Below are 23,927 nucleotides of genomic sequence, written 5' to 3' on the forward strand. Positions count from 1 at the left end.
TTCCCACGCGTTACTCACCCGTCTGCCACTCCCCTTGCGGGGCGTTCGACTTGCATGTGTTAAGCCTGCCGCCAGCGTTCGTTCTGAGCCAGGATCAAACTCTCAAGTTTGATATCTGACTTATCGCTCGACATTTGCACGTTTTGCGTGCGCATCTTTCGATGCACATTGACGAGGACACACACCGAACCAACGAACCGAAGTTCATCGGCAATGGTATGTACCTCTTGAGAAAACGTACCGTCGATCTTGTCGTGTTGCCCAGTCTTTCGACCGGACCGCAAGAACCTCGCCGTCCACGTTTCTCTTTCTTCCAATCTTCACAATGTCAAAGAGCTGACCCCGTTTGCGACTTTCGTCGGCGGCGTCGGTGGAGGCAGAGCCTCCGAATTTCGCGGACAGTAGCCTGTGTCCGGTTGCCCGGCAGCAGACCTGCCCTTGCGGTAATCGCTGAACAGTGGGAGCGGCTAGCGCTCGGCGTCGTCAGCGGGGCGGGTTGTATTCGAGACGTTTCAGTCTGTCAACACCCTATTTTCAACTTTCGGAAGAACCGAATTTTGAAAACCTGAAATCGCAAATCCGTCAGCTCTTTCAGGACCTTCGCTTCAGTCTTTGGCGCCTTGCGGTGCCGCCGTCTTCAGCGGAGTAGGCCGGGGTTATAGTCAGGCATTTCTGCCCGTCAACCCCTATTTTCAAACTTCAGAAGAACCGAAACTTGAAAACCTGAAATCGCAAATTTCTTAGCTTTTTCAGAGGCTTGCTTCAGTCTTTGGCGTCTTGCGGCGCCGCAGTCCTCAGCGGTGAGGCGGGTTATAGGGGCGACCCTTTTGGGCGTCAACAGCGAAAATGACGAATCTGACATTTTCCGCCGAAGGCTCGCCCGGAGGTCCGCCCAACCGTCGGAAGCGTATATAGCACGCGCGCGCGATGGGAGTCATCTGGGTGTCGCGTTTCCCGCTTTCAAGGTCGATCGGCCGCCCTGTGGATAACCCTGTAGGGGCCCGAAGAACCGGCACTCTCCGCGTTCCTGGGCCCGAAACTGCAATCCGGTAGGGCCCGGTTTCGCGCCAGCTCCCGGTCGTCCGGCGCCGAAGCGCAGGCCATAGCGGGTCCATTGCCCGCACGCGCCCTCGCCCGCCAGCGGCGCGAGGCCTAGTTTTGCCGCAATGTCCTACCACCACAGGCACATGGGGCTGGTGAGTTGACTCGCGCGTGGGCGCGGGTACTGCTGCTGGCCTCGGCAACGGCGTAGGCAGGCACCGGTTGACTCCAGCACAGCGCAATCGCACCGCAGCGCTGCTCAAGGCGAGCGGCTTTGAAGATGGTCCTGCGCTGACCGTCCAGTCCACCGACGGCGAGATTCCCCACGGCCGCGAGCTGAGCTTTGCCTGGCTTACCGGTACGGTGATGACCGGCCTCACCTCGGTGCTGCTGATGGGCGCCGCGCTCTATGTGTCGTTCGAGGGCCAGGACACGTTCTCAACGGCCTACGAGGCGCTGCAGCTGATCACCCAGCCGACCGACGAGGTCGTCGCCGAATCCAACGTAAAGGGTGACCGCGTCCGCCCGGTGGCCAAGACCAAGTCCGAACTCGAGATCGTCGAAGCCTCGATCCGCGAGACGGTCGATGGGCGCGCCCTGATCAAGAAGCAGCCCTTCGTGCGCGTCCGCGCCACCCTCGCCACCTCTGCCACGGCGCTGTCTGGCGACATCCCCGACTACGATCCGGTGGCCATGATCGATGCCAGCCAACCGGTGGTGACCGATGCCGACGAGGTGGCCAACCCCGAGATCTATGGCGCCGAGGTCGAAGGCGAAGTGCAGATCAAGACCTCCGCCCTGCCGGTGAGCTTCGTGCCCGCCCCCGTCATCTCCGACAAGATCGCCTCGGACTTCGTGCGCCTCAGCGTCGAGAGCGTGTTCGGCGACGGCGGGGCGCCCGACAGCAACGGCGATGCCCTGCTCGCCTACGCGCCCTCCGACACCGGCGTGCGGGATCTCGGCGTCGTCAGCGGGGAAGGTCTTTCCGGCATCGCCGAGAATGTCACCGTGCTGCCCAAGACCAAGAGCGCCGACCAGGCCGGGCTCGGGCGTTCCGAGCGCGTGATCACCGTGTCCGGCGAGTTCAAGGACACGCTGCTCAAGAACGGCTTCGATGCGCGAACCTACGAAATGGTCACCGCCTCGCTGCGCAACGTGCTGACGCCCGAGCGCGTCCCCACCGGCGCCAAGCTCCGCATCCTGATGGGCCCGGCCCGCAATGAGCCGCGCCTCATTCCGCACCGGCTCAGCGTCTACATCCCCGACACCAAGTCGGGCGCCATGAAATACGCCGCGACGGCGGCGCTGACCGACCGCGGCAACTACGTGCTCGGCTCGGAGCCGCCGGCGATCGAGTTCCCGGCCGAGGACACCGAGGAAATCAACGTCAACAACCTGCCGACGGTCTACCGCGCCATCTGGGAGACCGCGCGCAAGCACGACATCGACGATGCCACGACATCGCGCATCGTCGCGATGTTCGCCTACGACATCGACCTCACCAAGCGCATCAGCCCCGGCGATTCGATCGAGATCCTCGAGACGCAGAAGGACGCCGACGGGCACCAGGAACTGCTCTATGTCGGGCTCAGGCTCGGCACCACGACGCGCGAGCTGTTCCGCTTCCGCACCGACGACGGCACGGTCGACTTCTACGATCCCGACGGCGAGACCGGGAAGCGCTTCCTCACCCGCCGGCCGCTGCAGGGGGGCGGACGCCTCGCCAGCCGCTTCGGCTCGCGCGTCCACCCGATCTTCAAGACCCGCCGCATGCATACCGGCGTCGACCTCGCCAGCCGGACCGGCACGCCGATCTATGCTTCGGGCGACGGCATCGTCGAGAAGGCGCAGTGGGTCTCGGGCTACGGCAAGTATGTCGAGCTCAAGCACGTCAACGGCTTCGAGACCGGCTACGGCCACATGAGCCGCATCGCCGACGGCATGAAGCCCGGGGTGAAGGTGCGGCAGGGCCAGATCATCGGGTATGTCGGCTCGACCGGCAACTCCACCGGCCCGCACCTGCATTTCGAGATCAAGGTCAACGGCCGCTTCGTCGATCCGCTCAGCGTGAAGCTGCCGCGCGACAAGTCGCTCAGCGCTCAGTACGACGGCAACTTCAAGCAGACGATCGCCCAGATCCGCGACCTGATGCAGCGTGACGCCGCCCCGATGACGGTTGCCGCCCTCAACTAGGCTGGTCTTCTCCGCCGCCCGATCGTGTTCTCCTGCGTGAACCAGGCAATCACCGCCGAGAGCAGCGCCAGCGCCGCGTTGGCATAGGCGATGACCGCGAAGGCGGCGTTGTTGGCCGCAAGGCGCGCCGCTTCAGCATCGGCCGGCAGCGGCTGGTCGGGCCGCATGCCGAAAAAAATCGGCAGTTCGGCGAACCCGCCCAGCGCGCGCTCGAACACGAAGGCCGCGACCCCGCCCATCAAGGCGACGGCGAGCAGGCCGGCGACCCGCGCCACCGCGTTGTTGACGCCCGAGGCGAGGCCGGTATCGCGATCCTCGACCGAGGTCATCACCGCCGTCGACAGCGGTGAAACGACCGCGCTCATCCCCAGTCCCATGAGGATGGTGAAGGGCAGCACGCCCAGCCACGGATCCTGCAGCGGTGCGAACAGGCCCATCAGCGCAAAGGCCAGCGCGACGATCGCGGAGCCGGCCGTGATCATCGGCCCCGGCCCGACCTTGTCGGCGAGCTTGCCGGCATAGGACGAGAGCAGCGTGAGCAGGATGCCGAGCGGCAGGAACACGATCGAGGCTTCGGCCGCCGTGACGCCCCAGCCGCCGATCATCGTCATCGGCAGGAAGAACGAGATCGCCGCGAGCGCGAAATAGAGCGCGAAGGTCAGGCCCTGCGCACCGGAGAAGGCGGCTCGCCTGAAGTGGTGCAGCGGCAGCATCGGCGCGGAACTGCGTGCTTCCCACCAGAGGAAGGCCAGCAACGCGATGAGGCCCGCGCCGCAGTAGAGCAGCATTTGACTGGGCAGCGGAGCATTGCCGCCCGTGCCGGTCAGTCCGAGCGCGATCAGCAACAGTGCCGCGGTAATGAGCGCGCCACCGATCCAGTCGAGGCGACGGCCCGGCTCGGGCTGGTCGGCCGGCACGCGCAGGAGCAGCAGCGCCAGCGCGATGCCGCCGAGCGGCAGGTTGATGGCGAACACCAGCCGCCAGCTCCACTCGCCCAGCACGGTCAGCACGAACCCGCCGATCACCGGCCCGAGAATCGTGGTCAGCGACGAGAACGCCGACCACAGCCCGATCGCCTTACCCCGCTCCTCGCGTGGATAGGCCTTGGCGATGATGGCCAGGCTCCCCGGTACCATCATCGCCGCTCCGACGCCCTGCACCGACCGGGCATAGATGAGGAAGCCGGGATCGGGCGCCAGCGACGAGACCAGCGAGGCGACAACGAACAGCACGATGCCGATCGCGAACACGTTCCTCAGCCCGAAGCGGTCGCCGGCCGCCCCGCCGATCAGCAGCAGGGAGGCGAGAAACAGCATGTAGGCGTTGGAAATCCACTGCGCATCCGCCAGCGTCGCGCCGAGATTGGAGCGAATCGCCGGGGTCGCGATCGACAGCACCGAGCCGTCGATGAACCCCATCGAGGATGCCAGGATCGCCGCGACCAGCACGTAGATGCGGTTATGCGCCGGGCAGAATGTCGCCTGCGGCGCGGCGGCCCCCTTGCTGTCGTTCATCGCGCTCCCCGGCTCACGTGTTCCGGAGCAAGCCTACGCCTTCTCGATCCACACGGCGAGTTCGACACCGCCCGGCTCGCGGAAGTGGAATCGCCGTCCGCCCGGGAAGTCATAGGCCGGGGTCGTGATCACACCGCCGGCGGCGACCACTTCGCGCTCCGCGCGCTCCAGGTCCTCGGTACGAATCACGGCGAGGGGAGCCTTCGTCCGGCCGGCGCCGGCATCGATTCCCCCATCGATGCCGGCCGTGTCGATGCCGGCATAGTCCGGCCCATAGCTGGTGAAGCTCCAGCCGAACGCCTCGCCGAAAAAGCGCCGCGTCGCCTGCCCGTCCGATGACGGGAACTCGATGTAGTCGATAATGTAGCGTTGCGGCACGTCGGCCCCCTGGTTTGTTCTTGTTCTGTTCTATCGCATGACTGGATATCCAGCAAGCTTTCGCAGAGCTGGGGCATGGTACGGCGCCGGTGCGCGTTGCCCCACCCCCACCCAGCTCTGCTAGTTCGTTACTGCTCACAAGCGCCGCCGCCCTCCCCACAAGGGGGAGGGAGACCGGTGGGTGTGGTGGCGGGGACCCCGGCGACGTTTTGGGCTACAGTCTCTGTCTCGCAGAGGTCTCGGGAGACCATCGATGCCGGCAACAGAGCGGACCACCCCGACCATGGGACGCGCGATACGGCGGGGCCTCGCCGGTCGCTGTCCACGTTGCGGTGAAGGCAACCTGTTCAAGGGCTTTCTGGAACAGGTGGAAACCTGCTCGGTTTGCGGAGAACAACTCGGACAGGTGAACGTCGGGCTGCTGCTGCCATTCGTGGTCATCACCATCGTTGTCCACGTGATCATATTCGTGATGCTGGAGATGGAGCTGAGCGGCAGATCCAGCCCTCTCGTCTATCTCGTGGTGCTGGTGCCACTGTCCGTGATTGTGCCGCTGCTGTTGATCCGCCCTGCCAAGGGCGGGCTGATCGGCTTCATGTGGAAATGGAAGATCAGTGACGAACTGGAGCGGTGACCCGCAATAGGAAGGGCCGGTCTCTCGACCGGCCCTCCAGATCCTATGCAGCTTCGGCGTGTGCGCCGGCGCCGCCGGGCCGCAGCGTCAGCCCGCCATCGCCGGCATCGACGATCACCGCCTGCCCGTCGCTGACCCCGCCCGAGAGAATCTCCTCGGCGAGGCGATCCTGCACCTCGCGCTGGATCACGCGCTTGAGCGGACGAGCGCCGTAGGCGGGATCGTAACCCTCGTTGGCGAGCCACTCGCGCCCGGCCGGGGTGAGCTCGAGCGAGATGTCGCGCTCCTTGAGCAGCTCGCGCAACCGCCCGAGCTGGATGTCGACGATCGCACCCATGTGCTGCCGCTCGAGCCGGTGGAAGACGATGATGTCGTCGACCCGGTTGAGGAACTCGGGCCGGAACGAGGCCTTCACCACGTCCAGCACCTTGCCGCGCACCAGCTCGACCGATTCGCCGTCCTTGAGCTGCACCAGGTACTCCGAACCGAGGTTCGAGGTCATGATGATGAGCGTGTTGCGGAAATCGACCGTCCGCCCCTGCCCGTCCGTCAGCCGCCCGTCGTCGAGCACCTGCAACAGGACATTGAACACGTCCGGATGCGCCTTCTCGATCTCGTCGAACAGCACGACCTGGTAGGGCCGGCGGCGCACCGCCTCGGTCAGCACCCCACCCTCGTCGTAGCCGACATAGCCCGGAGGGGCGCCGATGAGACGGGCGACCGAGTGCTTCTCCATGAACTCACTCATGTCGAGCCGGACCATGGCGTGCTCGTCGTCGAACAGGAACTGCGCGAGGCTCTTGGTGAGCTCGGTCTTGCCGACGCCGGTTGGCCCGAGGAACATGAAGGAACCGATCGGCCGGTTCGGATCCTGCAGGCCGGCCCGGGCACGCCGCACGGCCTTGGCCACGGCTTCCACCGCTTCGGCCTGGCCGATGACGCGCTTGCCCAGTTCCTTTTCCATGTTGAGCAGCTTTTCGCGCTCGCCCTCGAGCATGCGATCCACCGGGATGCCGGTCCAGCGGCTAACCACCTGGGCGATGTGCGTGGGCTGCACGACTTCCTCGACCATCGGGTTGTCGGGCTTGCCGTCGCCTTCCGGATGCTCGGCCGCCTTGATGCGGCGCTCCAGGTCGGGAATGACGCCGTAGGCCAGCTCGCCGGCCCGGGCGAGATTGCCCTGGCGCTGCGCCAGTTCGAGATCGGTGCGGGCCTTGTCGAGCTCTTCCTTGAGCTTCTGGCCGCCCTGCATGCGCTCCTTCTCGGCCTGCCAGCGCGCGGTCAGCGCATTGGCCTGCTCCTCGAGATCGGCGAGTTCCTGCTCGAGCCGGCCAAGCCGGGTCTTGCTGCCTTCGTCCGATTCCTTCTTCAGCGCCTCGCGCTCGATCTTCAGCTGCATGATGCGGCGATCGAGCTCGTCGAGCTCCTCGGGCTTGCTTTCGGCCGCCATGCGCAGGCGCGCCGCTGCCTCATCGACGAGGTCGATGGCCTTGTCGGGCAGGAACCGATCGGCGATGTAGCGATTCGACAGCGTCGAAGCGGCGACGAGCGCGGCGTCCGAGATGCGGATGCCATGGTGCAGCTCATACTTCTCCTTCAAACCGCGCAGGATCGAGATCGTGTCCTCGACCGTGGGCTCGGAGACGAACACCGGCTGGAAGCGACGGGCGAGCGCCGCGTCCTTCTCGACATGCTTGCGATACTCGTCGAGCGTCGTCGCGCCGACGCAGTGGAGTTCGCCGCGGGCAAGCGCGGGCTTGAGCAGGTTGCTGGCATCCATCGCGCCATCGGCCTTGCCGGCGCCGACGAGCGTGTGCATTTCGTCGATGAACAGGATCACCTTGCCTTCGGCCGAGGCGATCTCGTTGAGCACGGCCTTGAGCCGCTCCTCGAACTCGCCGCGATACTTGGCGCCAGCGATGAGCGCGCCCATGTCGAGCGACAGGAGCGACTTGTTCTTCAGCGATTCCGGCACGTCGCCATTGACGATGCGGATGGCAAGGCCTTCGACGATGGCGGTCTTGCCGACGCCCGGCTCGCCGATCAGCACCGGGTTGTTCTTGGTGCGACGGCTCAGCACCTGGATGGTGCGGCGAATCTCCTCGTCGCGGCCGATGACCGGATCGATCTTGCCCTCGCGCGCCGCCTCTGTGAGGTCGCGCGCATACTTCTTCAGCGCATCGTAGCTGTTCTCGGCCGAAGCCGAGTCGGCGGTACGGCCCTTGCGAATCTCGTTGATGGCCTCGTTGAGGCCCTGCGGCTTGACGCCCGCCGAGGCGAGGATCTTGCCCGCATCGGTGTCCTTCTCGACGGTGAGCGCAAGCAGCAGCCGCTCGACGGTGACGAAGGAATCGCCTGCCTTCTGTGCCGCGTTCTCGGCGGTGTCGAACACGCGCGCCAGTTCGCGGCTCAGGTACAGCTGGCCCGCGTCGCCGGACACCTTGGGAATCTTCTTGAGGGCCGCCTCGGTTTCGGCGCGGGCGATGCGGGCATCGCCGCCGGCCTTGCTGATGAGGCCCGCCGCCATCCCCTCCTCGTCGTCGAGCAGCACCTTGAGCAGGTGGATCGGCGCGAACTGCTGGTGGCCCTGGCCGAGCGCCAGCTGCTGCGCATTCTGGATGAAGCCGCGCGCGCGCTCGGTATACTTTTCGATGTTCATTCAACTCTCCTCTTTGCGCGCTGGCCCGCCCTTCGCAAGGCACGAGTCCAACGCCTGAAGCGTTGATTTGGCTCAAGCAGGCATGTGCTTTTCACCAGATCAGTCCGGAGGCCCGCTCGGCGGCGCTCCCCTTTCCGAGGCTGATATGGGGAGCCGTTTCCAAAACAAAAGGGCCGGAACAGGCCCGGCCGAAAGGAAAAATCCGGACCGCCCCCCTGCCCTACTCGGTGCGCGAGAAGAACCCCACGGCGGCCGTCAGCAAACCCGCCGAGGCGACGAGAACGACGACGATCTGCAGCCAGACCGGCACCGCGAAGCTGCCCCACCAGATGCCGGGATCGAGCGTGGCGCGGGCCGCATCGCTCATCTGCAGGCGCTCGAACACCACGTGCCGGACCGGCTCGACGGCGTAGGTCATGGGGTTGAGATGGGTGACGACAGTCAGCCAGGGCGGCAGGTTGGACAGCGGGAACAGCGCGCCCGACAGGAACATCAGCGGCGTGATGATCAGCTGCACCAGCGGCATGGCCGACTGCACCTGCTTGACCCGCGCCGAGAGCAGCAGGCCGAGCGCAGTGATCATGAAGGCCATGAGGAAGAGCAGCAGCAGGACCTGGGCCATCATCAACAGGTCATAGGGCACGCCGACGAGGCCGGCGAGGACTAGCACGACGATCGACTGGATGGTCGCCACCGTCGCACCGCCCAGGCATTTGCCCAAGACGATCGACGCAGTGGACACCGGCGCCACCAGCATTTCGCGCAAGAACCCGAACTCGCGGTCCCACACCATCGAGATGCCGGAGAAGGACGCGGTGAACAGCACCGACATCGACAGCACGCCGGGAAACAGGAAGGTGCGGAAGTCGAGCCCGCCCGTGCCGTGCGAAACCAGCGAGCCCAGCCCGCCCCCCAGCACGAACAGGAACAGCAGCGGCTGCACCATCTGGGCGAAGACCCGGGTGCGGTCGCGCGAAAAGCGGATCATCTCGCGCTCCCAGACGACGAGGGCGGCGCGGGCCTCGTGCGCGAGGCTGGGCTTGAGGACGCGAACGTTGGCGATCCGGGTCTCGGTCATGCTCATCTCCCGCGGTAGCGCGCCGCCATGGGGCTGAACTGCCCCTTCGATTCGACGTCGCGGATGGTGGTGCCGGTATGGGCGAGGAAGACGTCGTCGAGGCTCGGCCGGGTCACGGTCACCGAGTGGATCGGCACGCCGAGCTTTTCGAACAGGTGAGGCACGAAGGCGGCGCCGCCGGCGACGGCGAAGGTGACCTGGCCCTCGAGCAGCGCCGCCTTGAGACCGAAGGCCGATTCGAGGGCGGCAATGGCGGCTGTGTCATCGGCGGTGGTGATCTGCACCCGGTCCTTGCCGATGGCGGCCTTGAGCGCCTCGGGCGTGTCGAGGGCGACGATCAGGCCCTCGTTCATGATGGCGATGCGGTCGCAGTGCTCGGCTTCGTCCATGTAGTGGGTGGTGACGAACACGGTGATGTCCTCGCGCGCCCGCAGCTCCGCGATATAGCGCCAGATCGAGACGCGGGTCTGCGGGTCGAGCCCAATGGTCGGTTCGTCGAGAAACAGGACGCGCGGCGAATGCAGCAGCCCGCGGGCGATCTCGAGGCGGCGGCGCATGCCGCCCGAGAACTCGTTGACGAGGTCGCCGCGCCGCTCCCAAAGGCCGACCATCTCCAGCACCTCGTGCCGGCGATCGGCGGCGGTCGCCCGGTCGACGCCGTAGAGCTCGCCGTGGAAGCGCAGGTTCTGCTCGGCTGTGAGGTAGCCGTCGAGCGTCGGCTCCTGGTAGACCAGGCCGATATTGCGCCGGACCGCGTCGCGCTCGCTGGCGACGTCGAAGCCGGCAACCCGGGCGGTGCCGGCGGTGGCATCGACCAGCGTGCACAGGATCTTGATGGTGGTGGACTTGCCGGCGCCGTTCGGCCCGAGGAAGCCGAAAGTTTCGCCGCGATAGACGGTCAGGTCGATGCCGCGCACCGCCTCGACGTGCTTGTAGCGCTTGACGAGCCCGTGCGCCTCAACCGCGGGGGGGCCGGCAACAGTCTGGTTCATGCGCCCTCCGGGGCATGGCATGAGCCCGATACTGCCCTGCCAGCCCGACAAAAGCCACGGGCCACCTCCGGGGAGGCGGCCCGCTGGATCGGCCTGAAGACGGTCCTACTCGGCCGGCGCGTTGCCGGCGGTGAGGAAGGCCGGGAGTTCCCCGACTTCGGGCTGCGGCGAACTGGCCGGATCGGCCCCGCCCTCGCCGCCACCCTGGCCGCCGCGCGAACGACGGCGCGGCCGGCGATCACGCCGGCGCGGCGCTTCGCCATCGGCCTGCTGCGCTTCGCCTTCGCCCGCCGGAGCGGCATCGACCGCCACGTTGCCGTCGGCCTCGCCGGCCTCGGTCGACTGCGACTCGGCCGCCTGCTGCGACTGCTGGTGCTGCGGCTGTTGCGGCTGCGGGTTGAACTGGCGCGGCTCGGGGGAAGCGAACCGGTCGTTGATCGGGGCGAAATCGTCGTCGAAATCGTCCTCGTCCTGCTGCACCTCGCCGCGGAACTGCGCCTGCTGCGCCTGCTGGGCCGCGGAGATGATGCGGAAATAGTGCTCGGCGTGCTGCAGGTAGTTTTCCGCCATGACGCTGTCGCCGCTGGACTGCGCATCGCGGGCGAGCTGCAGGTACTTCTCGGCGATATGGGCGGCGTTGCCGCGCACCTTCACGTCAGGTCCGTTGCTCTCGTAATTCCGGCTCAGCGGGTTGCCGTGCTTGCGGCCACCATTGTTGTTCCGGCCGCGGGAGCGGTTCTTATTCTGCTGGTTTGGTCTCATCGTCTCTTTTCAAGCCTTGGAAAAGAATACTGAAGGCAACATCGGGCCATCCGGCACCGGGGGCCGCGGACGCCAACGAGGCGTGAGCGGTCAGTTCCTCACGGTGCCTGAGCTATCGCGGTTTAACCACTTGTGGCCCATCAAGGCGCCCCGGTTCCTCGTCCGAGTGTCGAACACTGCCAACTGCAGTTTCGCCGATGAGCGGGTGGCCGTCTCCTGGGTGTGATCTACTCGCACCACTGACAGCACCGGCAACCTAGCCGGTTCGCCCCCGTATTCCAAGCGAAATATTGGGGCTGCCCAACCGAACCTCAAGGGGCCGCGACCAGCCGGGCCGTTATCATCCGGTCGAGGCCGGCCAGATCGCGCGCGATTTCGACCTCTGCAAAGCCCGCTCCGACGAGGATGTCGTGGACCGCGCCGGCCTGCGACGCCCCGATCTCGAGCAGCAGCGCGCCCTCCGGCTTGAGGAACAATCCCGCCTCGGCGGCGATGGCGCGATAGGCCGCGAGCCCGTCGGCGCCGCCGTCGAGGGCCAGCCGCGGATCGTGCTCGCGCACCTCCGGCATCAGCGTCGCGATCTCGGCTGTCTCGATATAGGGCGGGTTCGAGGTGATGAGGTCGAAGCGCGCCCCGGGCTCGATCGGATCGAACCACGAGCCCTTGAGCGTGGTGAAGCGATCGCCCACGCCGTGCCGGTTGGCATTGAACCGGGCCATCTCCAGCGCCTCGGCGCTGAGGTCGACGGCCACGGCGGTCACGTCGGAATATTCGGTGAGCAGCGCAATCGGGATGCAGCCGGTGCCGGTGCCGAGATCGAGGATGCGCGCGCCGTCCAGCGGCCCGATGATCTCGAGCCCGCGCTCGACGAGCAGTTCGGTCTCGGGCCGCGGCACCAGCGTCGCCGCGTTGAGCCTGAAGCTCAGGCCCCAGAATTCCTTTTCACCCAGGATGCGGACCACGGGCTCACCCTTGAGGCGCCTCGCCGCATAGCCCTCGAGCACCTTGAGCTGCTCGGCCGGCACCAGTTCGCGCTCGCGGTTGACCAGCTCGAGCCGGTCCATCCCGAAGGCAGCTTCGGCGAACAGCCGGGCGTCCAGTTCCGCCGTGTCGATGCCGGCGCGCCGGAACAGGTCGCGTATTGCCCGCCATGCCGCGCCCACGTTCAGTGTCAGGACGTCCTCTCCATGGCGGCCAGCTGTGCCGCCTGGTGTTCGGTGATCAGCGCCGACACCAGCTCGTCCAGGGCCTCGCCGGCAATCACCTTGTCGAGCTTGTACAGCGTCAGGTTGATGCGATGATCGGTCACCCGCCCCTGCGGGAAGTTGTAGGTGCGGATGCGTTCGGACCGATCGCCCGAGCCCACCTGCTCCTTGCGCGCCTCGGACCGCGCCGTATCGCGGGCGTTGCGCTGGTCCTCATAGAGCCGCGCCTGCAGCACCTTCATGGCGGTGGCGCGGTTCTGGTGCTGGCTCTTCTGGCTCGCCGTCACCACGATGCCCGTCGGCAGGTGCGTGATGCGCACCGCCGAATCGGTGGTGTTGACGTGCTGTCCGCCGGCACCGGAGGACCGCATCGTGTCGATACGGATGTCCTCGGGCTTGATCTCGATGTCGATGTCCTCGACCTCGGGCAGCACCGCGACGGTTGCCGCCGATGTGTGGATACGGCCCTGCGTTTCAGTCGCCGGCACCCGCTGCACGCGATGGACGCCCGATTCGAACTTCATCCGTGCGAACACGCCCTTGCCGGTGATGTTGGCGACGACTTCCTTGTAGCCGCCCATTTCGCCCGGACTTTCCTCGAGGAGCGTGAACTTCCAGCCCATGAGGTCGGCATAGCGCTGGTACATGCGCAACAGGTCGCCGGCGAACAGTGCTGCTTCGTCGCCGCCGGTGCCGGCGCGCACTTCGAGGATGACGCTCTTGTCGTCGGCGGCGTCCTTGGGCAGCAGCAGGATCTGGATCTCGGAGATCGCCTGTTCGATCCGGGGCTTGAGCTCGCCGATCTCGGCGGCCGCCATCTCGGCCATTTCCTTGTCGCCCGACCCCGCCAGTTCCTCGGCCGATTCGAGGTCGTCGACGAGCTTGCGATAGGCCTGGATCGGTCGCACCAATGGCTCGAGCTCGGCATATTCCTTGCTCAGCCTGACGAACTCATCCGCCGCCGGCCCGGCTGACATCGCCGCCTCGATGTAGTCGAAGCGCTTGGTCAGGGCGTCCAGTTTGTCTTCGGGAAGAGTAGCCACCTAGTACCGTACCTCGACCTGCCCCTCACCCCAACCCTCTCCCCATAGGGGAGAGGGGGCGATTTGGCACCGTCCGTGGTCCCGCATCCCCTCTCCCCTCTGGGGAGAGGGCCAGGGTGAGGGGCTGTCTTTTGTCATGCGTCTCATTGGAACCTAGATCACCAGCCCCTGCCGCTCTGCCCAGTCGAGCAGCAAGTCGCGGATGTTGGGGCCGCTGGCGCCCTCGAGCAGGGCGGCCGAGACGGAGTTGCGGATGGGCTGAAGCTCGAGCCCGAGGATCATTTCCTTGATCGGGCCGATCGAAGGCGGGCTCATCGACAGCTTGGTCATGCCGATGGCGAGCAGGGCGAGCGCCTCCACCGTCTTGCCGGCCAGTTCGCCGCACATGGTGAGCGGCACGTTGTAGCGCCGAGCCATGTCGACGATGTGCTTCAGCGCGCGCAGGCGCGGCAGGGCGATCGGGTCGTAGGCCTTGGCCACGCGCTTGTTGCCGCGGTCAGCGGCTGTCAGGAACATCACCAGGTCGTTCGAGCCGATCGAGACGAAATCGGCCTCCGGCAGCACCTGGTCGAGCTCCCACAGCAGCGAAGGGACCTCGATCATCGCGCCCAGCTCGAGCCTGCTCGGCACGGTATGGCCGGCATTCCTCATGCGCTCGAGTTCCCGGTTGACCACCAGCCGGGTCTGCCGGAACTCCCAGGCATCGGTGACCATGGGCACGAGGATCTTCATCGGCCCGCCGTCGGCGGCCTGCAGCAGGGCACGGATCTGGATGCGCAGCAGGCCCTGCCGGTCGAGGGCCAGCCGCAGCGACCGGAACCCCATGGCCGGGTTTTCCTCGGCCTCGTAGCGCAGGTAGGGGATGACCTTGTCGCCGCCGACGTCGAGCAGGCGGAAGACGATCGGCTTGCCCTGGGTGAGCCGGATCGCCTCGGTATAGAGCTCGACCTGTTCCTTGAGCCGCGGCAGGCGCGAGGCGATCATGAACTGCAGCTCGGTGCGGAACAGCCCTACCCCGGCCGCGCCGGTGTCCTGCAGCATGGGCAGGTCGGCGACGATGCCGGAATTGTGCAGCAGCGTCACCTCGACCCCGTCGCGGGTGATCGCCGGCTTGTCCTTGAGTTCGAGGTAATGCGCCCGCCGCTTGGCCCCCAGCCGCACCTTGTCGACATAGACCTGGATCATGTCCGGCGTCGGCCGCAGGTAGACCATGCCGGCCTGGCCGTCGACGATGATGTCGTCGCCGGCTTCCGACAGCGACACGATGTTCTCGGCCTGCCCGACCGCCACCAGCCCGAGCGACTTGGCAACGATCGCCACGTGGCTGATCGCGGCCCCCTCCTCGAGCACGACGGCGCGCAACCGGCTCCGGTCGTACTCAAGCAGGTCGGCCGGTCCCATGTTGCGGGCAACGAGAATGGCGTTTTCCGGGAGTTCCTTCTTGCCCATCGAAGACCCATCGCCGGTCAGGACGCGCAGCAGCCGGTTGGCGAGGTCGTCGAGGTCGTGCAGGCGGTCCTTGATGTAGGGGTCGGTCGACCGCATCATGCGCGCACGGGTATCGTTCTGCACCCGCTCCACCGCCGCCTCGGCGGTGAGGCCATTGTTGATCGCCTCGGTCAGCCGGTCGACCCAGCCGCGATCGTTGGCGAACATCCGGTAGCTCTCGAGGATCTCGCGGTGATCCGAGAAGCTCTGCATGTCGCCGTGGCTCAACATCTGGTCGATCGAGAGCCGCATCTGGTCGAGGGCGCTGGCCAGGCGCGCCAGCTCGACCTCGGTATCCTCGGCGACGAAGTTGGTGACGACGACGCGCGGATCGTGCAGCACCACCTGCCCCAGAGCCACCCCATCGCTGAAGCCGGTGCCGTTGAACGAGCGCGGACGACGCAGGTCGATATCCTGGCCCGGCTTGATAAGCGCGTCGAAATCGGCGGTCGATATCATCTCGGCGAGCAGCGTCGCCGTGGTCAGCATCGCCTCGATCTCGTCCTCGCCATAGACATGCGCATCGCGATTCTGGACGACGAGCACGCCCAGCGTCTGGCCGGCGCGCAGCACCGGCACGCCGAGGAAGGCCTTGAACGCCTCCTCGCCCGTTTCCGGACGATAGGCGAAGGCCGGATGCGACGGGGCGTTGTCGAGGCTGAGCGGCTCGGCCTGCTTGGCGATGAGGCCGACAAGGCCCTCGCCCAGCCGCAGCGTGGTCGTGTGCACGGCCTCGGGCTTGAAGCCGCGGTTGGCGAACAGCTCGAGCGCATTGTCGTCGCGCAGCACGTAGAACGAGCATACGTCGGCGTGCATGTTCTCGGCGATGAGGCGCACGATCTTGTCGAGCCGGGCCTGCGAAGCCAGAGGCTCCGCCATGCTTTCGCGCAACTGCTTCAGGAGCACGCGCGGCCCGGCGATCGTTATGGCCATGATTCCTGCCCGGCGGCCCGCCGCCGCCCCTCTTGCCAGGGGCGCCCGACCTGGGGTCTAGGCGTCTCAGGCGTCCTGGTTGTCCAACCCGTAATACGTATGGAGCGCCCGAACCGCAAGTTCGGCATATTCGTCATCGATCAGCACCGAAGTCTTGATCTCCGACGTGGTGATCAGCTGGATGTTGATCGACTTGTCCGCCAGCGCCTTGAACATCGAGGCGGCCACGCCGGCGTGGTTGCGCATGCCGACGCCCACCACCGAGACCTTGGCCCCACCCTTGGCGCTCTGGATCTTGGCGTACTCGAACTTGCCGGCCTTGCCGGCGGCCTCGAGGGCCTTCACCGCCTTGTCGTGCTCGGCGTCCGGCACGGTGAAGGTGATGTCGGTGGTCGAGCCGTCCTCGGAGACGTTCTGGACGATCATGTCGACCACGATCGACTCGTCGGCCAGCGCGCCGAAGATCGAGGCGGCGACGCCCGGACGGTCCTTGACGTCGCGCAGGGTGATCTTGGATTCGGCCCGCGCCAGCGTGACGCCCGAAACGATCTGCTTTTCCATGATCTCATCCTCATCGCATACGATAGTGCCGGGAACTCCGGGCGTGCCGTCCGGCGCAACCTGCGGCGCGTTCGGATCGTCGAAACTGGAGCGGACGGTGAGGCGCACCTTGTGTGCCATCGCCATCTCGACCGAGCGGATCATCAGCACCTTGGCGCCGAGCGAGGCCATTTCCAGCATCTCCTCGAACGAGATCCTGGACAGCCGCCTGGCCTTGGGGGTGATGCGCGGGTCGGTGGTGTAGACGCCATCTACATCCGTGTAGATATCGCAGCGATCGGCCTTCACCGCCGCTGCCACGGCCACTGCCGAGGTGTCCGAACCACCCCGGCCCAGCGTGGTGACGCGGCCCGAAGGGGCGATGCCCTGGAAGCCCGTGATGACCGGCACGACGCCCTCGGCGAAGCGCTTCTCGAGCTCGGTCGGGTCGATCTCGACGATGCGGGCCGCGCCATGCGCGTCGTCGGTCCGGATCGGCACCTGCCAGCCCTGGAACGAGCGCGACGGGATGCCCATTTCGCTGAGCACGATCGCCATCAGCCCGGCCGTGACCTGCTCGCCCGACGCCACCACGGCGTCGTATTCGCGCGCATCGTGGAGCTTGGACGCCTCGTTGACCCAGCCGACCAGCTCGTTGGTCTTGCCGCTCATGGCCGAAACGACCACGGCGACGTCGTTGCCGGCTTCGACTTCGCGTTTCACATGCAGCGCGGCCTGGCGGATGCGCTCGAGGGTGGCGACGGACGTGCCACCGAACTTGACTACGATACGGCCCAAGGCCCCTACCCCGACTATTGGCGGCGGAACCCGCCGGTACGCTCAGAATTAGGCCGGGGATGTGCCACAAATGACCGGGGTTATCAACAGGGGGGAGCCATGGCCGGTGCCGGAAGACCACCCCCACCCTGTCCCCTCCCCGCACGGGGGAGGGAGACGCTCACACCAGCGCCGGTGTCAGAGGGACGATGACTTGCGAGCGCAGGTCACCTCCCCCCTTGCGGGGAGGGGACAGGGTGGGTGAGTGTTTTCCGCACCGGAGCTTGCGGCCCGCATCCTCTTGCCCCATCCTGCGCGAGGGCCGATAACCCACCCATGAGCACCACCACCATCAACCCCGACGAGATCGCCAAGTTCGCGGCCATGGCCGACGAGTGGTGGGATCCGCACGGCAAGTTCAAGCCGCTGCACAAGTTCAACCCGGTGCGGCTCGGCTACGTGCGCGACAAGGCGATCGTCCATTTCGGCAGGGACGGCACGGTGCGCCGTCCGCTCGAGGGGCTCCGCATCCTCGACATCGGCTGCGGCGGCGGACTGCTCAGCGAACCGCTGACCCGGCTCGGGGCCACCATGGTGGGGATCGACGCGGGCGAGAGGAACATCGGCATCGCCAGGCACCACGCCGAGCAGTCGGGGCTCGCCATCGACTATCGCACCACCACCGCCGAGGCCCTCGCCGCCTCGGGCGAACGCTTCGACATCGTATTGAACATGGAAGTGGTCGAACATGTCGACAACGTGCCGCTCTACATGAAGAGCTGCGCCGATCTCGTGGCGCCCGGCGGGCTGATGTTCACCGCCACCATCAACCGCACGCCGCGCGCCTGGGCACTGGCGATCGTCGGGGCGGAATACGTGCTGGGCTGGCTGCCCCGGGGCACGCACGACTTCAAGAAGTTCCTGACCCCGGACGAAATCTCGGCGCTCGCCAGCCGCAACGGCCTCAAGGTCATCGACAAGGTAGGCGTGGTGTTCCACCCGCTTGCCGACGAATGGCGGCAGAGCCGCGACACCGGGGTCAACTACATGGTGCTGGCCGAAAGGCCGGCCGCCTAGCCGACGACCAGCGTCTTCCGCCCGTAGGCGAGCGTGACCGTTCCCCTGATCGGGTGACCGCGCAGGTCTTCGTCCCAGTACAGGAACCAGTTGCCGGCGCCATAGGCGGCATCGAGCGCCTCCTCGATGGCGAAATCGAACGGCTTCAGCGCCTTCAGCGCCAGGGCCGCGGCCTCGGTGGTCGCGGCGCGGATGGCACCGCCTGTCGGAGTTGTCGCGGGGGTAAGTGGCGAGTGATGCATGTTGTCCTCCAACTCAAGGGCCCCGGAGTGCCCCTGTTGGCGGCGAACGTGGAACCGCCGGCTTGAACCGTGGCTGAACCGGCCCCGTCAGGTTTCGTTCAGCCACCGGCCATCGAGCGGCCGACCGGCCCATTGACCCAGATCAAGGCGAGCGGTGCAGAGCCGCGCGAGGCTGATGCCTCCAAGGCGCGGAGGACCCTCATGCGGCGTCACCAGTTTGTGCTTGGAAGTATGGGAGCCAGCCTGGTCGCCGCTACGGGAGGACAGGCGATGGCAGCAGCTGCAGCTTCGGTAGTGACCACGAAATCGGGCGCCGTGCGCGGCGCGATCGCGAACGGCATCCATGCCTTCAAGGGCATCCCCTTTGCCGCGCCGCTGGACGGTCCCAACCTGTTCCAGCCGGCGCAGCCGGTCGCCTGGGAGGGCGTTCGCGAGGCGCTCGCGTTCGGTCCCAAGCCGCCGCAGTCGGACTATCCGCCCATGGTGCGGCCGCTGATCCCGCCCGAGTTGAGTGGGCCGGGCGCAGACTGCCTGACGCTGAACATCTGGACCCCAGAGCTGGGCGCGGCAAACCTGCCCGTGATGCTGTGGATCGCCGGCGGCATGTTCGAGTACCACGCGACTGGGGCTTCGCTCTGGTATGACGGCAGCGCCTTTGCGCGCGACGGCGTGGTGCTGGTGTCGATCAACTACCGGGTTGGCGCACCCGGCTTCCTCTATCTCGACGATGGCGTCGCCAATCTCGGCCTGCTCGACCAGATCGCGGCGCTCACGTGGGTCCGCGACAACATCGCGGGCTTCGGTGGCGACCCGGGCAATGTCACGGTTTTTGGCGAATCCGCCGGCGCACTGAGCGTCGGGACGCTGCTGGCGATGCCCGCTGCCAGAAACCTGTTCCATCGCGCCATTGTCGAGAGCGGCGGAGCGCAGATCGTTACCACAGCCGCAACAGCCGAACGCATCGGCCGGAGGCTGGCACAGCTGCTGGAAGTCGAGCCCAAGCGCGCCGCCATCGCGGCACAGCCGGTCGAGAGGATCGTCGCGGCACAGAACGCGCTGCGCGGCGAGCTCTCGACCGCCCGCGACCCGCAATTCTGGGGCGAAGTGCTGCTGCATGGCCTGCCCTGGGCACCGGTGATCGATGGCGAGGTCATCCCGGCCCCGCCGCTCGATCTGGTGCGGGCCGGGGCCAGCGCCGGCATCGACCTGCTCGTCGGCTCCAATACCGAGGAGTGGCGGCTGTTCCTCGTGCCCGGCGGCGCCATCGACCAGATCCCGCAGGCGGCCCTAGCCGGCATGGTCGCCGCGACCGGCCTGCCGGTGGAGAAGGGCCTCGCCGCTTATGGCGAACTGCACCCCGGCGCCAGCCCCGGCGACCTGTTTGCCGCCGTGATGACCGACTGGTACTGGCGCATTCCCGCGCTGCGCCTCGCCGACGCGCATGTGGGCGCCGCGGCCGGTGGCACGACGTACATGTATGAATTCGCCTGGCGCTCGCCCCAGTTCGACGGGCGGCTCGGCGCCGGCCATGCGGTCGAGATCCCCTTTGTCTTCGACACGCTCGGTCCGCATGCCGAACCGCTGCTCGGGACCGCGCCGCCGCAGCCGCTCGCCGATGCCATGCATGCCGCCTGGGTGGACTTCGCGAGGACCGGAGACCCGGGTTGGCCGGCCTACGACAGGGAGCGACGCACAACGATGCACTTCGACCTCAGCTCGCACCTGGTCGACGATCCGTTGGCCAAGGAGCGGGTGCTATGGGAGAGCGTGCGCTAGCCCGAGCTAGTTCGCTTCTTCCGGGACATGCGGCAGGGGCAGGAAGTCGACGCCGTCCTCGATCAGCTCGGCGACCTCGTCCAGCGTGGCCTCGCCGTAGATGCCGCGCGCGTCGGTTTCCTTGAAATGGATCTTGCGTGCTTCCTCGGCGAACTTGTCCCCGACATAGTCGGCTTCGCTTGTCACCTTCCGGCGCATCACCCGCAGCATCTCGCGAATCTCGGCCTGCTGCGGATGCCCGCTCGACAACGACACCTTGTCCGAGTTCATCCGGCTCACGGCCGGGGCCATCAGCGCCTTGTGCACGTTGGTCGAGTTGCACATCGGGCAGGCGACGATGCCGCGCCCGGACTGTTCGTCGAAGGCATCGGCGCTCTTGAACCAGGCGTCGAACTTGTGGGAATTGTCGCAAACGAGCGAGTAGGTAATCACGCGGAAACGTCCTCTCGGGCAGCGACCGGTGCGCCCGAACCAGTGACGGTTACAGAAAACGGGCGGGCATTGTCCAGCGCCGGAACCTTGCCGCGCGCTTCGCCCACAGCCTTGAGGTCGACGTCGGCAATGGCGATGCCGGGTCCGTCACCGTCCAGCTCGGCGACGACCTTGCCCCACGGGTCGACGATCATCGAATGCCCCCATGTCGAGCGGCCGTTCTGGTGCCGGCCGGCCTGCGCCGCCGCGATCACCCACGCCCCGGTCTCGATGGCGCGGGCGCGCAGCAGCACCTCCCAATGTGCCTCACCGGTCGGCACCGTGAAGGCGGACGGCACCGAGATCACCTCGGCTCCTGCCTCGGCCAGCGCGCGATGCAACCGGGGAAAGCGCACATCGTAGCAGATGGTCATGCCGAGCGCGAAACCGGGTGCGTCGGTGACCACCGCCTCGATCCCGCCCGCATAGGTCTCGCTTTCGCGATAGTGCCTGAGCCCGGGGAGGGTGGCGTCGAACAGGTGGATCTTGTCATAGGTCGCGGCGATCGAGCCATCGGGACGGAACAGCACCGAACGGTTGGCGAAGCGCCCATCCGGCAGGGCCACCGCGAGCGAGCCGAGGTGCAGATTGACGCCGAGCCGCCTCGCTGTCGCGGCGACGCGGGCGATGGCTGGGTTGTCCTCCCATGGGCCGGCGACGGCCCGAAGGCCGTCGCGGTTCTCGGCGAACACCACCGAGACTTCCGGCGAGAGGAGATAGGTCGCACCCCGCCCGGCCGCCTCGGTGGCGAGCCGCTCGAGCTGGTCGAGATTGGGCCCGGGCTCCGTGCCCGAGTTCATCTGCAGGGCGGCGACGCGCATCGGTCAGTCCTGCAGGAGCGGATCGAGCTGGCCGCGGCGCTCGAGCGCGGCCATGTCGTCATAGCCCCCGACATGGGTGGTGCCGATGAAAATCTGCGGCACCGTGCGACGGCCCTTGGCGCGCTGCACCATGGCCATGCGGGTGTCGGGATCGTCGGCATCGACTTCGTCGTAGTCCACCCCCTTGCTGTCGAGCAGCGACTTGGCCGCGTCGCAATAGGGGCACCACTGGGTGGTGTAGATCTCTACCTTTTTCATTTCACCTTGGAACAATGCTGCGCTGTTGCCACTTATATGGGGACCTCCGCGCCCGTCACAACGCGGGCGAACGAGATCACGTCGATTTTCGCGATCCCCTCCCGCCGCAACGCCCGCGTGATGGCCTTCACCGTCGAACCGGTGGTGATCACGTCGTCGACCAGCACCACTCCGCGCCCCCGCAGCCGCCTGACCGCATCTGGGCGGACGCTGAAAGCCCCGGCGACGTTGCGCTCACGGGCAGCGGAGGAGAGCCCGACCTGCTGCCGCGTCCGCCGGGCACGGCTCACCAGCCCCGTGTCGACGGAAAGCCCCAACCGCCGCGCGAGAATCCGGGCCAGCTCGGCCGACTGGTTGTAACGCCGCTGCAGTTGCCGGGTCACGTGCAGCGGCACCGGCACGAGAACGGGCGCGTCCGCCCACAGATCGGCGCCCGCCCCCAGCATCAGTCGCGCGCAGAACACCGCCAGTTCCGGCCGGTCGCCATACTTGAGCCGGCTGACGATGGCTCGCGCCACTTCGTTGTAGAGCACCGCCGAGCGGGCCCGATCGAAGGGCGGCGGATCGGCAATGGCCTCGACCGACAGCGCACCGGCTCCGAGGGAGACCTCGAACGGCAGCCCCAGGACTGGGCAATAGGGCGCCGTGATCGGTCGCAGCTGCTTGAAGCAGTTCGGGCAGAGACTGGCATGGGTGCTGACCGGCGCCCCGCAATCGAGGCAGGTCGGCGGATAGACAAGGTCCAGCAGGCCGCCGCCCAGCCGTCGCAGCGCCATCGCCCCGCTTTTGACTTTGCCCGCCCCCGCTTCCATAAGGCGAAGAGCTTATTCGAGACGGCACCCTTTGCCTATGTCCCTCCCGCCCCGCGTCTTCGATCGAGACCTGATTGCCCGGCACCTGCTGCGCCGCGATCCAGGCGTCGACGATTTCGTGACCCAGATCGCACTCGACGACCTCGCGGCCCGACTCATCACCATCACCCGCGACTTCGAGCAGGCGCTGATCATGGCCCCCGAGGGCGCGCGCCTGCCCCTGATGGGACGCTCGGCCAATGGCGCCTTCGCCTTCGAGCGCGCCTCGAGCGTGCTCGGCTCCGCCGATGCGCCGCTGGTCGATCCCGAATTGCTGGTGCTGCCGCGGACCGGCTACGACCTGATCGTCAGTCTGTTCGACCTGCAGGTGGTCAACGACGTGCCGGGCTTCCTCTCCCGCATCCGTGCCCATCTGCGGCCCGATGGGCTGATGATCGCCGCGGCGCTCGGCGGCGACAGCCTCACCGAACTGCGCCAGGCCTTCCTCGAGGCCGACGCCGAACTCTCCGGCGGCGCCTTCGCCCGCGTCGCCCCGTTCATCCCGCTCGCCGACGCCGGCGGCCTGCTGCAGCGCGCCGGCCTCGCCCTGCCGGTCACCGACCTCGAGACCTATCCGGTCCGCTATGCCGATGCGCTGAAGCTCATGCGCGAGCTCAAGGGGATCGGCGCGCAGAACCCACTCGCCGACCGCCCCGACCGCATGGCGACGCGCGGGCTCATCGCCGCCGCGGCGGCCGCCTACCAGCAGATCGCGGGCGATTCGGACGGCCGCGTGCGGGCGACGCTGGAGATCATCTGGCTGCTCGGCTGGGCCCCGCATGAGAGCCAGCAGAAGCCGCTGCGCCGTGGCAGCGCCACGGTGAGCCTCAAGGACGTGCTGGGCAAGAACGACTGAATCCGGGGCGATCTACGGCCGCACCGACCACCGGCGAGAACGGTTACATCCGGGCGGAATTCCGGCCTGCGCCGGAATGACCCGGTGAACTTGGCGGGAGCGTTTCAGATGGTTGGCAGACTCTAGAGTCCGTTGCCGTTGTCGAGTTCCTGGCCGGCCCGGCTCGAGACATATTCGAACATCGCGCTGACGCCGCCGCCCAGCGAGGACATGGCCACGAGGATGCCTACCGCAATCAGGCCGGCGATCAATCCGTACTCGATGGCAGTGGCGCCATTCTCGTTAGCGGCAAACCGCGACAGCTGGACCTGAACTCGGCTCATACCGCATCCCCCTGG

The 23,927-nt window shown here is 66.9% G+C and carries 21 protein-coding genes and 1 rRNA gene; 5 read left to right on the forward strand and 17 right to left on the reverse strand.

Annotated elements, in window-relative coordinates; genetic code table 11:
• A 16S ribosomal RNA gene (locus J0I99_RS20090) occupies positions 1-110 on the reverse strand; the annotation flags it as partial.
• Between the two features lie 1,153 nt (positions 111-1,263).
• On the opposite strand from J0I99_RS20090, the gene J0I99_RS20095 reads away from it, so the two are divergent.
• Entirely contained in the window at positions 1,264-3,234 is a 1,971-nt protein-coding gene (locus tag J0I99_RS20095) for a M23 family metallopeptidase (protein ID WP_291392524.1), read from the forward strand.
• On the opposite strand, the gene J0I99_RS20100 is transcribed toward J0I99_RS20095, so the two are convergent.
• Together J0I99_RS20100 and J0I99_RS20105 are read right to left on the reverse strand one after the other, a co-directional pair.
• Complete coding sequence (locus J0I99_RS20100; protein ID WP_291399237.1) at positions 3,231-4,748, reverse strand: MFS transporter; 1,518 nt, start codon at positions 4,746-4,748, stop codon at positions 3,231-3,233. The genes J0I99_RS20095 and J0I99_RS20100 overlap by 4 nt on opposite strands.
• Positions 4,749-4,781: 33 nt before the next feature.
• Positions 4,782-5,126: a VOC family protein gene (locus J0I99_RS20105; protein ID WP_291399238.1), complete on the reverse strand. Its 345-nt coding sequence runs from the start codon at positions 5,124-5,126 to the stop codon at positions 4,782-4,784.
• A 253-nt stretch (positions 5,127-5,379) separates the two neighbouring features.
• Here J0I99_RS20105 and J0I99_RS20110 point away from each other — a divergent pair, with 253 nt between their 5' ends.
• Positions 5,380-5,760 (forward strand): DUF983 domain-containing protein, encoded by a 381-nt coding sequence (locus tag J0I99_RS20110; RefSeq protein WP_291399239.1) that lies wholly within the window; start codon positions 5,380-5,382, stop codon positions 5,758-5,760.
• Between the two features lie 43 nt (positions 5,761-5,803).
• On the opposite strand, the gene clpB is transcribed toward J0I99_RS20110, so the two are convergent.
• The 8 genes from clpB to J0I99_RS20150 form a co-directional block, all read right to left on the reverse strand.
• Positions 5,804-8,419, reverse strand: a complete 2,616-nt coding sequence (gene clpB / locus J0I99_RS20115; RefSeq protein ID WP_291399240.1) for an ATP-dependent chaperone ClpB — start codon at positions 8,417-8,419, stop codon at positions 5,804-5,806.
• 220 nt (positions 8,420-8,639) lie between these two features.
• Positions 8,640-9,497 carry an ABC transporter permease gene (locus tag J0I99_RS20120; protein ID WP_291392534.1) on the reverse strand — a complete coding sequence of 286 codons (858 nt, stop codon included), beginning with the start codon at positions 9,495-9,497 and terminating at the stop codon, positions 8,640-8,642.
• 2 nt (positions 9,498-9,499) lie between these two features.
• Entirely contained in the window at positions 9,500-10,489 is a 990-nt protein-coding gene (locus J0I99_RS20125; RefSeq protein WP_291399241.1) for an ABC transporter ATP-binding protein, read from the reverse strand.
• Positions 10,490-10,594: 105 nt separating this feature from the next.
• Positions 10,595-11,251, reverse strand: coding sequence for a DUF4167 domain-containing protein (locus J0I99_RS20130; RefSeq protein WP_291392539.1), 657 nt, complete (start codon positions 11,249-11,251; stop codon positions 10,595-10,597).
• A gap of 311 nt (positions 11,252-11,562) precedes the next feature.
• Positions 11,563-12,414 (reverse strand): peptide chain release factor N(5)-glutamine methyltransferase, encoded by an 852-nt coding sequence (prmC, locus tag J0I99_RS20135; protein ID WP_291399242.1) that lies wholly within the window; start codon positions 12,412-12,414, stop codon positions 11,563-11,565.
• Positions 12,415-12,422: 8 nt separating this feature from the next.
• Positions 12,423-13,499, reverse strand: a complete 1,077-nt coding sequence (prfA, locus tag J0I99_RS20140; RefSeq protein WP_291399243.1) for a peptide chain release factor 1 — start codon at positions 13,497-13,499, stop codon at positions 12,423-12,425.
• A 153-nt stretch (positions 13,500-13,652) separates the two neighbouring features.
• The gene (ptsP, locus tag J0I99_RS20145) at positions 13,653-15,920 is read right to left on the reverse strand and encodes a phosphoenolpyruvate--protein phosphotransferase (protein ID WP_291399244.1); all 2,268 of its coding nucleotides are present in this window, start codon (positions 15,918-15,920) and stop codon (positions 13,653-13,655) included.
• Between the two features lie 66 nt (positions 15,921-15,986).
• Positions 15,987-17,258, reverse strand: a complete 1,272-nt coding sequence (locus J0I99_RS20150; protein ID WP_291399245.1) for an aspartate kinase — start codon at positions 17,256-17,258, stop codon at positions 15,987-15,989.
• A gap of 315 nt (positions 17,259-17,573) precedes the next feature.
• Between J0I99_RS20150 and ubiG the strand changes: the two genes are divergently transcribed.
• Complete coding sequence (gene ubiG, locus J0I99_RS20155) at positions 17,574-18,314, forward strand: bifunctional 2-polyprenyl-6-hydroxyphenol methylase/3-demethylubiquinol 3-O-methyltransferase UbiG (protein WP_291399246.1); 741 nt, start codon at positions 17,574-17,576, stop codon at positions 18,312-18,314.
• Here the strand turns inward: ubiG and J0I99_RS20160 are convergent.
• Positions 18,311-18,556, reverse strand: coding sequence for a hypothetical protein (locus J0I99_RS20160; protein ID WP_291394260.1), 246 nt, complete (start codon positions 18,554-18,556; stop codon positions 18,311-18,313). The two genes, ubiG and J0I99_RS20160, sit on opposite strands and share 4 nt — an antisense overlap.
• Positions 18,557-18,826: 270 nt before the next feature.
• Here J0I99_RS20160 and J0I99_RS20165 point away from each other — a divergent pair, with 270 nt between their 5' ends.
• Positions 18,827-20,332 (forward strand): carboxylesterase family protein, encoded by a 1,506-nt coding sequence (locus J0I99_RS20165; protein ID WP_291399247.1) that lies wholly within the window; start codon positions 18,827-18,829, stop codon positions 20,330-20,332.
• Between the two features lie 6 nt (positions 20,333-20,338).
• Here the strand turns inward: J0I99_RS20165 and J0I99_RS20170 are convergent, their stop codons facing one another.
• The 4 genes from J0I99_RS20170 to J0I99_RS20185 are packed head-to-tail and all read right to left on the reverse strand — an operon-like array spanning position 20,339 to position 22,658.
• Positions 20,339-20,764: a DUF1178 family protein gene (locus J0I99_RS20170; protein WP_291394258.1), complete on the reverse strand. Its 426-nt coding sequence runs from the start codon at positions 20,762-20,764 to the stop codon at positions 20,339-20,341.
• Positions 20,761-21,624, reverse strand: a complete 864-nt coding sequence (locus J0I99_RS20175) for a carbon-nitrogen hydrolase family protein (protein WP_291399248.1) — start codon at positions 21,622-21,624, stop codon at positions 20,761-20,763. The genes J0I99_RS20170 and J0I99_RS20175 overlap by 4 nt, the downstream gene beginning before the upstream one ends.
• A gap of 3 nt (positions 21,625-21,627) precedes the next feature.
• Positions 21,628-21,882 carry a glutaredoxin 3 gene (gene grxC / locus J0I99_RS20180; RefSeq protein ID WP_291394256.1) on the reverse strand — a complete coding sequence of 85 codons (255 nt, stop codon included), beginning with the start codon at positions 21,880-21,882 and terminating at the stop codon, positions 21,628-21,630.
• Positions 21,883-21,914: 32 nt separating this feature from the next.
• A complete protein-coding gene (locus J0I99_RS20185; RefSeq protein ID WP_291399249.1) occupies positions 21,915-22,658 on the reverse strand; it encodes a ComF family protein in 744 nt (247 codons plus the stop codon).
• A 73-nt stretch (positions 22,659-22,731) separates the two neighbouring features.
• Here J0I99_RS20185 and J0I99_RS20190 point away from each other — a divergent pair, with 73 nt between their 5' ends.
• Positions 22,732-23,589, forward strand: coding sequence for an SAM-dependent methyltransferase (locus J0I99_RS20190; RefSeq protein WP_291399250.1), 858 nt, complete (start codon positions 22,732-22,734; stop codon positions 23,587-23,589).
• 122 nt (positions 23,590-23,711) lie between these two features.
• Here the strand turns inward: J0I99_RS20190 and J0I99_RS20195 are convergent, their stop codons facing one another.
• Positions 23,712-23,912: a Flp family type IVb pilin gene (locus J0I99_RS20195; RefSeq protein WP_291390863.1), complete on the reverse strand. Its 201-nt coding sequence runs from the start codon at positions 23,910-23,912 to the stop codon at positions 23,712-23,714.
• Between the last annotated feature and the right edge of the window lie 15 nt (positions 23,913-23,927).

This window comes from Devosia sp., assembly GCF_017307495.1.
Taxonomy (GTDB): Bacteria; Pseudomonadota; Alphaproteobacteria; order Rhizobiales; family Devosiaceae; genus Devosia_A.

Bases quoted from the DNA above. Each gene is read 5' to 3' on its own strand.
- J0I99_RS20100 (WP_291399237.1), bottom strand. From the start codon at position 4,748: ATGAACGACAGCAAGGGGGCCGCCGCGCCGCAGGCGACATTCTGCCCG.
- J0I99_RS20110 (WP_291399239.1), top strand. From the start codon at position 5,380: ATGCCGGCAACAGAGCGGACCACCCCGACCATGGGACGCGCGATACGG.
- clpB (WP_291399240.1), bottom strand. From the start codon at position 8,419: ATGAACATCGAAAAGTATACCGAGCGCGCGCGCGGCTTCATCCAGAAT.
- J0I99_RS20120 (WP_291392534.1), bottom strand. From the start codon at position 9,497: ATGACCGAGACCCGGATCGCCAACGTTCGCGTCCTCAAGCCCAGCCTC.
- J0I99_RS20125 (WP_291399241.1), bottom strand. From the start codon at position 10,489: ATGAACCAGACTGTTGCCGGCCCCCCCGCGGTTGAGGCGCACGGGCTC.
- J0I99_RS20130 (WP_291392539.1), bottom strand. From the start codon at position 11,251: ATGAGACCAAACCAGCAGAATAAGAACCGCTCCCGCGGCCGGAACAAC.
- ptsP (WP_291399244.1), bottom strand. From the start codon at position 15,920: ATGGCCATAACGATCGCCGGGCCGCGCGTGCTCCTGAAGCAGTTGCGC.
- ubiG (WP_291399246.1), top strand. From the start codon at position 17,574: ATGAGCACCACCACCATCAACCCCGACGAGATCGCCAAGTTCGCGGCC.
- J0I99_RS20160 (WP_291394260.1), bottom strand. From the start codon at position 18,556: ATGCATCACTCGCCACTTACCCCCGCGACAACTCCGACAGGCGGTGCC.
- J0I99_RS20165 (WP_291399247.1), top strand. From the start codon at position 18,827: ATGGCAGCAGCTGCAGCTTCGGTAGTGACCACGAAATCGGGCGCCGTG.
- J0I99_RS20175 (WP_291399248.1), bottom strand. From the start codon at position 21,624: ATGCGCGTCGCCGCCCTGCAGATGAACTCGGGCACGGAGCCCGGGCCC.
- grxC (WP_291394256.1), bottom strand. From the start codon at position 21,882: ATGAAAAAGGTAGAGATCTACACCACCCAGTGGTGCCCCTATTGCGAC.
- J0I99_RS20185 (WP_291399249.1), bottom strand. From the start codon at position 22,658: ATGGCGCTGCGACGGCTGGGCGGCGGCCTGCTGGACCTTGTCTATCCG.
- J0I99_RS20190 (WP_291399250.1), top strand. From the start codon at position 22,732: ATGTCCCTCCCGCCCCGCGTCTTCGATCGAGACCTGATTGCCCGGCAC.
- J0I99_RS20195 (WP_291390863.1), bottom strand. From the start codon at position 23,912: ATGAGCCGAGTTCAGGTCCAGCTGTCGCGGTTTGCCGCTAACGAGAAT.